At 66.6% G+C, this 11,970-nt stretch carries 8 protein-coding genes; 6 read left to right on the top strand and 2 right to left on the bottom strand.

Annotated features, from left to right (window positions below; all coding sequences use genetic code 11):
• Positions 1-251: 251 nt before the first annotated feature.
• Positions 252-1,925 carry a glycoside hydrolase family 43 protein gene (locus tag ACWDV4_RS30130; RefSeq protein ID WP_449985730.1) on the bottom strand — a complete coding sequence of 558 codons (1,674 nt, stop codon included), beginning with the start codon at positions 1,923-1,925 and terminating at the stop codon, positions 252-254.
• A 261-nt stretch (positions 1,926-2,186) separates the two neighbouring features.
• Here ACWDV4_RS30130 and ACWDV4_RS30135 point away from each other — a divergent pair, with 261 nt between their 5' ends.
• From ACWDV4_RS30135 to ACWDV4_RS30150, 4 genes are read left to right on the top strand one after another with little or no spacing between them, the layout of a single operon-like run.
• Positions 2,187-3,476 (top strand): extracellular solute-binding protein, encoded by a 1,290-nt coding sequence (locus ACWDV4_RS30135; RefSeq protein WP_449985733.1) that lies wholly within the window; start codon positions 2,187-2,189, stop codon positions 3,474-3,476.
• Positions 3,477-3,478: 2 nt separating this feature from the next.
• Complete coding sequence (locus ACWDV4_RS30140; RefSeq protein ID WP_449985736.1) at positions 3,479-4,483, top strand: carbohydrate ABC transporter permease; 1,005 nt, start codon at positions 3,479-3,481, stop codon at positions 4,481-4,483.
• The gene (locus ACWDV4_RS30145) at positions 4,480-5,319 is read left to right on the top strand and encodes a carbohydrate ABC transporter permease (protein WP_449985738.1); all 840 of its coding nucleotides are present in this window, start codon (positions 4,480-4,482) and stop codon (positions 5,317-5,319) included. Before ACWDV4_RS30140 ends, ACWDV4_RS30145 begins: the two co-directional genes overlap by 4 nt.
• 40 nt (positions 5,320-5,359) lie before the next feature.
• Positions 5,360-6,379 carry a LacI family DNA-binding transcriptional regulator gene (locus tag ACWDV4_RS30150; RefSeq protein ID WP_449985750.1) on the top strand — a complete coding sequence of 340 codons (1,020 nt, stop codon included), beginning with the start codon at positions 5,360-5,362 and terminating at the stop codon, positions 6,377-6,379.
• A gap of 320 nt (positions 6,380-6,699) precedes the next feature.
• On the opposite strand, the gene ACWDV4_RS30155 is transcribed toward ACWDV4_RS30150, so the two are convergent.
• Positions 6,700-7,734, bottom strand: coding sequence for a hypothetical protein (locus tag ACWDV4_RS30155; RefSeq protein ID WP_449985741.1), 1,035 nt, complete (start codon positions 7,732-7,734; stop codon positions 6,700-6,702).
• A 340-nt stretch (positions 7,735-8,074) separates the two neighbouring features.
• Here ACWDV4_RS30155 and ACWDV4_RS30160 point away from each other — a divergent pair, with 340 nt between their 5' ends.
• Together ACWDV4_RS30160 and ACWDV4_RS30165 are read left to right on the top strand one after the other, a co-directional pair.
• On the top strand, positions 8,075-10,792 hold the full coding sequence (locus ACWDV4_RS30160; protein ID WP_449985744.1) for an AfsR/SARP family transcriptional regulator: 2,718 nt from the start codon (positions 8,075-8,077) through the stop codon (positions 10,790-10,792).
• A 209-nt stretch (positions 10,793-11,001) separates the two neighbouring features.
• The coding region (locus ACWDV4_RS30165) for a serine/threonine-protein kinase (RefSeq protein ID WP_449985746.1) at positions 11,002-11,970 on the top strand (969 nt) is incomplete at its 3' end.

An 11,970-nucleotide genomic window follows, 5' to 3' on the forward strand; every position in this document is an offset into this window, starting at 1 on the left:
CTCTCGCGGGAACAGGAAAAGGACGAGAATGCGGAATCAGCGAGCGACATCGACGCCTCGGGCCTCGCCTCCAGGTGCGGGGCGGCTGTCGCAATGGGCCGAATACGCCGTGGAGGCGATGGCGACCGGCCCGATCTGGAGCAACTCCATTCGCTTACATCGATTCTTTGGCAGCCTGATTCACCGGGTCAACGACTTTCGGAAACTATCGGAATACGAAAAGCGGCGGAACCGATCACGACAGGGCCGGCTCAATGTTCGAGATAGGTGGCGTGGTCGAAGTCGGCATAAACCCCGTCGTTGCCGAGATCCTGCACCCACAGACCCAGGAACGCCCCGGTGAAACCCCAGGCGGCGGGCTCGCCGTCGATGATCAGGGCGGCGTGTTCGTCGGACAGGATGGTGGCGTCCAACTCGACGGGTAGCTGCTGCCACCCGGCACCGAGGTCGTAGCTGAACCGCACCACCGGTCCGTCGAAGGCCGCGCGCAGACCAACCCGGCTGACTCCGCCATTCGAGCCGGTCGCGCCGTTCGAGCCATTCGAGCCGTTCCCGCCGACGTCGACCGTCAAATCCGGGTACGGCGTCCGCCGGCCACTGTCGGAGCTGAGCAGCTCCAGTACGGTCCGGCCGTCGTCGGCCCGGGTCAGATAGAGGTAGTGCCAGTTCAGCGTGTTGTAGTAGGCGGTGATCCCGGCCAGGTGCCGATGGTCACCGGGCTCGAACTCGACGACGGTGGAGAGTTCACAGCGGGCCGCCCCTACCCGACGGGCGACGAGGCTGGGCCACTGCTTGCCAACCGGCGACTGGCCGCCGTGGATGCGCAGGTGCGAGGGGCGGGTACGCAGGTCGATCCAGTCGGCGGTGGCGGGCCGCCGCAACGTTGACCACCAGGTCGCCAGATGCGGTGTGTCGAAGTGGTCGATGGCCGGCTCGGCGGGCCACGGGTGGGCCGGTAGTCCGGGGGCGGGAACCTCGTCGGCGGGTACCCCGTCGGCGATTCGGGGCCAGTCGCCGGGGGCCCAGTCGACCTGCTGGATGGCGGTTTCCCGGCCCAGGATGCAGTTGCCGTACGGCGTACCGGGACGGGCGGCAAGGTGCGCCAGGTACCACTGGCCGCGCTGGGTACGTACCAGACTTCCGTGGCCGGCTTTCTGTAGTCGCAGGTCGGGACGGCCGGCGGAGGTCAGCAGCGGCCCGGCCGGATCCACCTCGTACGGACCCAGCAGGTTTCGGGACCGGGCGACGGTTACCTGGTGGGCCCAGCTCGTACCGCCTTCGGCGGTGACCAGCCAGTACCACCCGTCGTGGTGATACAGATGCGGGGCTTCGGTGAGACCGACGGCGGTGCCGGCGAAGATGACCTGCGCCTTGCCGACCAGGCTGCCCTCGACCGGGTCGTACCGTTGGATCTCGATGCCGGCAAAGCGATCCCGGCCCGGCCGCCAGTCGGCGCTCATGCTGAGCAGCCAGGTCGTGCCGTCCGAGTCGTGAAAGAGCGAGGCGTCGAACCCGTGCGCGTGCAGCCGCACCGGGTCCGACCAGGGGCCGGTGATGTCGCGGGCGGTGGTGAGGAAGTTCTGCGGATCCCAGTAGCCGCTGGCAAAGCTGGCGACGTCGCTGTAGACAAGGTAGAACAGCCCATCGTGGTACGACAGGTCGGGCGCCCACACTCCGTTCGAGTCCCCGCAGCCGCGCAGGTCGAGCAGGCGACGCTCGGTGATGATCCCGCCCAGGGCACGCCAGTGCACCAGGTCACGGGAGTGGTGTAGCCGTACACCGGGATACCACTCGAAGGTCGAGGTGGCCAGGTAGTAGTCGTCACCGACCCGCAGTATCGAGGGGTCCGGGTGGAACCCGGACAGTACGGGGTTGCGGATCGACCGGGCAGTGGTGGTGACGTCTTCGGCGATCTCGGTCGACATGTGCGGCTCCTTGGGTGGGTCCCGGCTTCCAGCCAGTTTCCGGAAGATCTCACCGGAAGTTCTCGGAATTCCGTCCCACCGTAACGGATCATATCGAGAGTCAACAGTGTCTTGACCGTCAATATGAGCACGTCGTAACGTGCACGCCAACAGACCGCACCTACCGTCACGCTTCCGAAAGTTTCGGTGTCACAGTGTTCCACACCTCCCGCCGACTGGTTCGGCATCCGAGTACGACATAAGTCCTCGAAGGGATGGCACATGACAGCGCACCTCTCCCGCAGGTCACTGCTGAGCCTGGCCGGTGCGAGCGCCGGGGCGCTCCTGCTGGCCGCCTGTGGCCGCGACGGCTCCACATCGGACGGTAAGCAGAGCATCAACTGGTGGCACATCCAGAACACCGAGCCGATGCTGCCGGTGTGGGCGGCGATGGCCAAGGAGTACGAAACCGCACACAGCAATGTGAAAGTCGAGATCCAGCCGCTGGAGAACGAGGCGTTCAAGGCCAAGCTCACCACCGCGACGCAGGCCGGATCCCCACCAGACCTGTTCCAGTCCTGGGGCGGTGGTGTGCTCCGGCAACAGGTCGACGCCGGCCTGGTCAAGGACCTCACCGCCGAGGTGCAGCCCTGGATCGGCACGCTGCTGCCGGCATCGGTCCAGCCATTCACCATCGACGGCAAGATCTACGGCATTCCGTTCGACGTCGGCATGGTCGGCTTCTGGTACAACACCGAACTGTTCGGCAAGGCGGGTGTCACCGCCCCGCCGACAACCTGGGCCGAACTACTCACCGCCGTCAAGCAGATCAAGGCCGCCGGCATCGTCCCGATCGCCCTGGCCGGCAAGGAGAAATGGCCCGGCCACTACTACTGGGCCTATCTGGCCATGCGGATCGGCGGGCTGGGCGCGCTGCAAAAGGCCGCCGAGGATCGCAACTTCGACACCCCCGACTTCGTCGCCGCCGGCCAGCGGCTGAAGGAACTGGTCGACCTCCAGCCGTTCCAGAAGGGTTTCCTAGGCGCGGACTACAGCTCGCCGGATGGGCAGGCCGCGACGATGGGCAACGGCGGCGCGGCCATGGAGCTGATGGGCCAGTGGGCCCCGTCGGTGCAGGCGTCGTCGTCGACGAGCAAGCAGGGACTCGGCGACAAGCTGGGATTCTTCACGTTCCCGACGGTCGACGGTGGCAAGGGCGCGGGCTCCGAGGCGTTCGGCGGCGGCAACGGCTTCGCCGTCGGCCGTAACGCCCCTGCCGCCACCATCGACCTGCTCAAGACGCTGCTGGAGGTAGCCAACCAGCGTAGGGCTGCGGCGACGGGGTTGGTGCTGCCCACGGTGAAGGACGCCGCCGACGCGATCCCCGACAAGAACAACAAGACCGTCGCAACGACCCTGGCCAGCGCCACCGGCTTCCAGCTCTACCTCGACCAGGCATATCCCCCGGCAGTCGGTCAGCAGGTCAACGACAGCGTGGCCGAGCTGATCGCCGGCACCAAGACGCCGGAGCAGATCGTCAAGGACATCACTGCCGTGGCGAAGAGCCAGTAACCATGCCCGCCACCCCGACGGCGGTTCCGGCAGGCTCGCAAGAGCACCGCCGGAACCGCCCGCACCGCCGGAGCCTGCTTCGCCCGGGCCGCCGGGACCGGTTCCGGCTCCGGCCCGGCCGGCGCGGCACCATCGCCGTCTTCCTGACCCCGGCGCTGGTGCTGTTCCTGCTGCTGGTCATCGCCCCGATCCTGGTGGCCGGCTATGCCAGCGTGTTCAAGTGGAACGGGTTCGGGATACCGGACGAATTCATCGGCTTGGACAACTTCGCCCGGGCCTTCGGCGACCCGACCTTCCTCGGCGACCTGTGGCGTGCCGTCGTACTCGTCATGCTGTCCCTGCTGGTCCAGCTCCCGGTGGCGATGGGGTTGGCCATGCTGCTCAACCAGCCGCTGAAGGGGCGCGCGGTCTACCGGCTGCTGTTCTTCGCGCCGTACGTGCTCTCCGAGGTCACCACCGCGGTGCTCTTCACCTTGGTGCTCTCCCCCAACCGGGGCCTGGGCGACACCCTGGCCCGCCTGCTGGGCGCCGAGGCCGGCGCGATCTTCGCCGACCCGGACACCGTACTGATCGCGGTGTTCCTGGTGGTCTCCTGGAAGTACTTCGGCCTGCACATGGTGCTCTACCTGGCCGGACGGCAAGCCATCCCCAATGAGATCACCGAGGCGGCCATCACCGACGGTGCCAGCGCCTGGCAGGTGTTCCGGCACGTCACCCTGCCGCTGCTCGGCCCCACCATCCGGATCAGCATCTTCCTGTCGGTGATCGGCACCATCCAACTGTTCGACATGGTGTGGGTGCTGACCGGCGGCGGGCCGATCCACGCCTCGGAAACCATGGCCGTGACCATGTACCAGTACGGCTTCCGCCGCTTCGAGGTCGGCTACGCCAGCGCCATCTCCATCGTCATGTTCGCCCTGAGTCTCGTCTTCGCCCTGACCTACCAGCGGATCGTCCTGCGCCGCGACACCGAAGGCGCGATCACCACCCGGGGAGTCCAGCGATGACCAGCACAAAAAACCCGACCGTACGGGCGCGGCACGCCGTCCTGCACCTCGTCTCCGTTGTGATCGGGGCGCTCATCGTGGTGCCCGTCGGATTCGGTGTGCTCGGCGGCTTCAAGGACAACGGACAACTCTCCACCAACCCGCTCGGCTGGCCCGAACCGTGGGTGCCCGGCAACTACACCGGCATCCTCACCTCCGACGTGTTCTGGCGCCAGCTGACCAACAGCACACTGATCGCAGTGGCCACCACCGTCGTGGTGGTCGGCGCGGCGGCGATGTCCGCCTTCGTCTTCGCCCGCTTCGCCTTCCGGGGACGGGAGTTCCTGTTCACCCTCTTCGCCATCGGGTTGATGTTCCCGTTCGCGGTCGCCATCCTGCCGCTGTTCATCCTGCTACGTGGCATGGGTTTACTGGACAACCCGCTCGGCGTGATCCTGCCCCAGGCCGCGTTCGGCCTACCGGTCACCATCATCATCCTGCGGCAGTTCTTCCGTACGATCCCCGCCGAGATCGAGGAGGCCGCGACCCTGGACGGCTGCGACGCGTTCGGCTTCTTCTGGCGGATCCTGCTGCCGATGGCCCGGCCTGCGCTCGCCACCGTGTCGGTGCTGGCGGTCGTCGCCAGCTGGAACAACTTCATGTTGCCGCTGGTCGTCTTCACCGACCAGAGTTGGTGGACGCTGCCCGTCGGGGTGCAAGCATTCCAGGGCCAGTACGCCGACGACACCGCCCGGGTGTTGGCGTACGTGGTGCTGTCCATGGTTCCCGCGCTCGGCTTCTACGCGCTGGCAGAGCGCCAACTCGTCGGCGGCCTGGCTGGCAGCGTCAAGGGCTGATCAGCAGCCGTACCCTCGACCAATGACGAAAGGGCGACCTGTGGCCTCCGACGACAAACGGAGAGTGACCATTGCGGAGATCGCGCGCCTGGCCGGCGTCTCCGTGCCCACCGTGTCCCGGGTCCTCAACGGCCGCGCCGACGTCTCCGCCCAGACCCGGGAGCGGGTCGAGGAACTACTCAACCGGCACGGATACCGCCGTCGGCCGCCCAGCATGCGACCCAGTTCCGGCCTGATCGACCTGGTCTTCAACGATCTCGACAGCCCCTGGGCGGTGGAGATCATCCGAGGCGTCGAGAACGTCGCGCACGCGGCCGGGGTCGGCACGGTCGTGTCGGCCATCCACCGCCGTACGTCGTCAGCAAGACAGTGGCTGGACAACATGCGCGCCCGCTCCACCGAGGGCGTCATCTTCGTGACCTCAACCCTCGAACCACCGCTACAGACCGAGTTGCACCGGCTGAACATCCCCGTCGTCATCGTCGACCCGGCCGGCGTACCCCCGCAGGAGGCCCCCACCATCGGAGCCACCAACTGGGTCGGCAGTCTGCGCGCCACCGAATACCTGATCGGGCTCGGCCATCGGCGGATCGGATTCATCGGCGGACCGCCGCAGCTCATGTGCAGTCGCGCCCGCCTCGACGGCTACCGTACGGCCCTGGAGTCAGCGAGCATTCCGGTCGACGACAAGCTGATCTGCCCGGGAAACTTCTACCACGAGGCCGGCTTCGCTGGCGGCACCCAACTACTCGCCCTCCCCGAGCCACCCACCGCCATCTTCGCCTCCAGCGACCAGATGGCGCTCGGCGTCTACGAGGCGGTCCGGCAGCACCACCTGCGCGTACCGGACGACATCAGCGTCGTCGGCTTCGACGACCTGCCCGAGGTTCGCTGGTGCTCGCCCCCGCTGACCACGGTCCGCCAGCCGCTCGCCGAGATGGGGCTACTCGCCGCGCGTACGGTGCTCCGGCTGGCCCGAGGCGAGCGGATCGAAAGTCCGCGCGTGGAACTCGCCACCGAGCTGATCGTGCGCGACAGCACCGCACCACCACCCGCCTGAGCACGCCTACCCGATGTTCCCTCGAGTCGAATTCGGCCAGCACCGTGGGGCGCGGGATCGTTTGACCACGCGCCCCATCCGCCGCGCTCGGCGGAGGCCGCGTTATCGACGGATCTCGCCCTGATCATCGGCAAGACCGTCGGCCGTGCCACCGTTCTCGCCGCCCCGGACCATAGCCAGCATCGTCACGTTCCGCATTTCTTCCCTCCATCTGACAGACCGTAGCCCCCATAGCCACGGTTGCATTACCTCGTTGAATCAACCTGGACGTTGTCTGACATCGCTTGAAAGAACGGTGTCGCTGAGCCAAGAGAATCGGCCTACTTGAGTTTCGGCACGGGCACGGGCCGGTGCCTGAGTAGGTTTTCTGGCCCACCAAAGCGCAGCAACGGGTACATCTGGGAACGAAGTGCACAGGCCGACCGACAGGGCATCGACGTCAGGCGGCGGACTATCTCGTCGCGACCTGCCGCCCGACGGGCCACCGACGTCGGGATCTGCTGGCGAAGCGGGATCACTGGATCGATGGACGACGCCACCGACAGGACGGACTCGGCAACCGACCTGGGCAGAGAACCGATTTTCGGCCCGTCCGTCAGCCACACCGACCTACCAATCGCCGCCGCGTAACCGGTAACTGTTCCGTATTCTCCAATCACCTGGTCCGCCGCAATCAGGATGGACCGCCAGTCAATCTCCGGCTCGACCAGCGTGACCCGGTTTCCGTCGGTGCCCGAAATCCAGGCCCGAACCTGCCGAATGCCTGGCGCGTACCCCGCCCCGGACGGCAACAGGAGCATCAGCCGGTGTGTGACGGTCGGCAGCTCGTCGGATAGGCGCCGGAGGAGCATCGTGGACCTGGCAAACCACGACCGCGGGTCGCCGGCCAGCACCACCAGTACGAGGTTCTGCTTCCCACACACCTTCACCGCCGTGCGGTAGGCCCGCCGCATCGGCTTGCTCATGATCAGGCGGTCATACGTCGGATCCCCCACCACGACGCAGCGCAGGTCCGGTCCGGAATACCGGGCGTGTAGGCGGTCCCGCTGCCGCTCATGGGCGAGCGCCCACAACCGGGGGGTCGACCGAGGACCGGGGGGCGATTCGACGCCTCGCGGTTCGACGAGTTCCTGCTGGATCGGGTCGGGCCCCAGGATGATCGCGGGGCCGGAAATCCCCGACACCAGTGCCGCCTCCGCCGCCAGCACCAGGTCGAAGTGCGCGACGTCCAGCTCCTGCCACGGAATCCTCAACCCTCCCGCGGCGGCCAGAATCGCAGCCACCCCCTCACTCGTGCCAGGCGGCACGCTGTAGTGCAGCCGCACCCGAGGTTCGTCCCGGACGATCTCGCTCACATCCATCACCCGACGGCTCTCCACAACCGTTCTGGCGACGACGAGCGCGTTCCGCGTCGGTGGTCGCGCTGCCCCCGGCGGTGTCATCAACCGAATCCGTGTCTCCATTACCACCCTTCCATCTGCTGCCGCATCTCGGCTCAGCAGAGCCTCCCAGTGGAGCGTGGGACGAATGTGGGACAGGCGTTGGACAAAGGTGCGACAAGATCAAGAGGGAGAATCAGGGGTTCCCACAAAGGCGCGATGGATGCATCCTTGAGCAATGAACCTCGACGACCAGACAAAAGAGTTGGATATTTGCCTCTTGGGTGAGGTTGCGGTTCTGCGAGATGGCCAGCGAATGTCCACACGGTCCCAGAAAGCGCTGGCCCTACTCGCGGTCCTCGCCCTCGACAAAAACCTGAAAGCACGAAACGACACGATCAGAAGACATATTTGGGCGGGACAACCGGCCCGCGACGACACCCTCCGGTCGTATGCCGCAGAACTGCGAAACATCATCGGCGAAAAGGCACTGCCAAACAAGAAGGGGGAACACTACGAGCTGCGCATCCCACACGAGCTGATCGACTACTGGCGATTCCGCGAGCTCGTGGCTCGGTCTGAGAAGGAGGACCTCGGCGACCGAATCGGTACTCTACGCAAGGCGGTCGCGATGTGCGACGAGCGGCCACTGAGCGGCCTGGGCCAGGACGTGAACTTCGAGGACCAGGTCATCGACATCGAAGAGCGATGTCTACAGGCATGGATTCGGCTCGTCGAGGCCGAGTGGCAACAGGGCAACATCAGCAAAATCCTGTCCGACCTCGACCGATGTCGCCGCCAGTTTCCACACGATCCGACGCTCCTGATACATCACATGACCGCCTTGGCGGAGAGCGGCGCACCCGACCGGATCGCTGCGCTCCTGACGGCGTACGAGAAATCGGGCGGCGTGGTCAGCGAGCCCGTGCGCAAACACCACCGGGATCTCACCGATAGCAGCTACCACCGCACTCCAGCACGGACGCAACAGAGCGTGTACGCCCTACCTCGGACGTTGCCCCAGAACCGAGAGATCTTCGGCCGGCACGACGAGCTGGCCGCTCTCGACGAGTCGTTGCTCGGCCCGTCACCGCGCGCACGGGTCGCCGTCATCCACGGTCTACCCGGGGTGGGCAAGACCCAACTGGCCGTCCGCTGGGCCCACCGGGCGCGCGAGAAGTTTCACGACGGCACCCTGTATGCCGATCTGCACGGCTACTCGATCGGCTCGCCCACGGCACCCACTCAGGTGTTGATCAGGTTCATCAAGGCCCTGAAGGGTGATGCCACCGGCGGTTCGGAGGAGGAGCTGACGGACGAATACCGGTCCGCCCTCGCCGACCGTTCGATGCTCGTCGTGCTTGACAACGCGCGGGACTTCACGCAGGTGTGGCCGCTGATTGCTACCGGTAGCGCCTGCACGACGCTCATCACCAGCCGTACCCGTCTGGACATGTTGGTCGCCCGTACCCGGGCCAGGTCGCTGCCCCTCGACCCCCTCGACACGGCCGGTGGCATCGACCTCCTGCGCGACCGGGAGGTCATCGGGGCGGCCCGGGTCGACCGGGAATGGCGGGTCGCGGAAGACCTGGTGGAGTTCTGCGGCGGACTTCCGCTGCTACTTCACGTCCTGGGCGCCTGGGTCCACCGGCGCCACGGCCGATCGCTGGCCCAGCTCCACCAGGAGCTCCGGCGCTCCCGGTCCCGGCTCGTCGCGTTGCCCAGCAGCGAGCCGCAATCCGATCTCAGAACGATTTTCTCCTGGTCGTACGCCCAACTCGCCCCGGCGGCCAGCCAGCTGTTTCGCGTGCTGGGGTTGCACCCCGGGGCGACGATCAGCCTCTCGTCTGCCCGGCACCTGGCCGGAGCGTACGACATCGCCGACGAACTGATGGCTGGGGTCGACCAGCTGGTCAACGCACACCTCATCGAGATCGTCGATGGCCGGTCGGACACCCGCTTGAAGTTCCACGATCTCCTGGCCGAGTACGCGTGGGACCGGGCCGCCGCTGAGATCCCCGCCGACGAGCGGGACGCGGCGCAACGTCGCCTCCTGGACTATCTGCTGCACGGCGCGTACGTCTGCAACCGGGCCCTGGGCTCCAACCGGCGGGTGCCGATCGGGCCGCCGCCGGCCGGCATCGAGGTGCCCTGCCCGACCAATCCCGAGGAGGCGATGGGCTGGTTCGAGGACGAATACCAGACCCTGCTGGCGGCGATCCCGTTGGCGCATCAGCAGAAGATGCCGGCCACGGCCCGGCTGCTGACGGTGGCGCTGGTCACCTACCAGTGGCGGCACGGCCACCTGACGGACGCGGAACGGCAGCTCACCGACGCTCTCCGGGAGGTCGACGAGTCCTGCGACCTGGTCGACCAGGCGACGCTCCACCTCGCCCTCGCCGGCACCCGACGGCACCTCCAGAAGCTGGCGTGGGCCGGTCAGGACGCACGTGCGGCCCTCCGGCTGAGCGAGCGTGCCGATGATCGTCTGGGCGAGGCGCAGGCACAGCAGCTGCTCGGCATCATCATCGAGGCGCAGGAGGGTCCGATCGCAGCGGCCGAGCAGTTCAGGGAGTCACTACGGCTCTATCGGGAGCTGGACCAGCCACGGGGGATCGCCCATGCACTCAACGGGCTGGCGCACGCCGAGTTCGAGGCCGGGAACCTCGACAGCGCCCTGCGGCACGCCATAGAGGCACGCGAATTGTTCCGGGACACGACGGACCGCAACGGCACCGCCGCCGCGCTTCGCAGACGCGCGGAGATCTATTGCACGATCGGTGACCACGCGCGCGGCTTCGCTGACTACGAGGCGGCGATCGAGTTATATCAAGAACAGGGTTATCGCCACAACGTGGCGCTGACCCATTTCCTCCTGGGGATGGCGCAGCAAGCCGCCGGTCTTCCCGGGGAGGCGCGGACGTCGCTGGAGCAGGCGAAGGAAATATTTGATAGCGCTCCCGCCCGCCCAAGAGACAACTCGCTTCGCGTCAAGCTGAAGGCGGCACTCGATGCCCTGACAACCGCCTCTTGACCAGCAGCAATGTCGGTTGCGCAACACTTCACACTCCATGACATTTGTCCAGATAGATGCACTTCCGCCAGTTGATGCAGCAAACGAAGAGCACCCAACGAATCGCTAACGTCGACTACTCTGCTGCGGACGTACGCCACTTCGTAAATTGGTGAGCTTTCCCTGGCGGCCCGATTCCGGCGCGGGCCAGAACGCGAGCAGGAGCGTCAGTGGTTCCCGAACAGGTAGCGAACAGGTTCTGCCGTCTGGACCCGATCGATAGCGGCAACATGGCAGACGTGTACCGAGCCGTGGATCTCCAGGCTGCCGAGGACTCGCCGCATCGCGTGGTCGCGATCAAGCTGATCCAGCCGAAGTATCTCCGGGAGATTTCCGGCCCGCTCAGCGAATCCAGGCCGGTACGGCGAATCGAGCAAGAGGTGCGCAACATGCGCCAACTCGGCCCCCACCCCAACCTTCCGCACATCATCGCCGGTGCGGTGGACGACGCCGGTCTGGCCTACCTGGCAATGGAATTCCTCGACGGCAAGGACCTGGGCAAGCTCATGGATGAACGATTCCAGCTTCCCCTCGGCTGGGTGGCCGCGCTCGGCGCGCAGATCGCGAACGGCCTGGCCGCCGCCCATGCCGTCCGCGTGATCCATCGCGACCTCAAGCCGGCGAATGTGATGCTGACCCGCGGCGGGGCGGTCAAGGTCCTCGACTTCGGAGTCGCACGAATCATCGACGATGATGCGGATGGCAGCCGGTTGACCCGCACCGGCTTCCCACTCGGAAGCGACGGCTACATGGCACCGGAGCAGTTCCGGGGCGCGAAGCATGCAACCCAGGCAGCCGATCTCTATTCGCTCGGTTGCACGCTGTTCAAACTGCTCACAGGCGTCCAGCCCTTCAAAGAAGGTTCGACTCGTGAGCTGGAGGAGCAGCATCAGCGTGCGACGGCTCCCCCCGTACGGCAATTGCGGTCGGACACGCCGACGGAGCTGGTACGGCTCATCGAGGCGTTGTTGGCCAAGGACCCGAGTGACCGTCCCGCCGACGCCGTGACCGTCCGAGAGACACTGCTGCGGTTCGTCGCCGAAGAGGTCCCGATTCCGGGCTGGGAGGAGTTCGACCCCGTACGGTGGCTCCTCGACCCGCGCCAAGCCGGCGTATCCGGCCGGCAGCCGGCGTACCCC

The organism is Micromonospora sp. NPDC003197 (genome assembly GCF_053590565.1).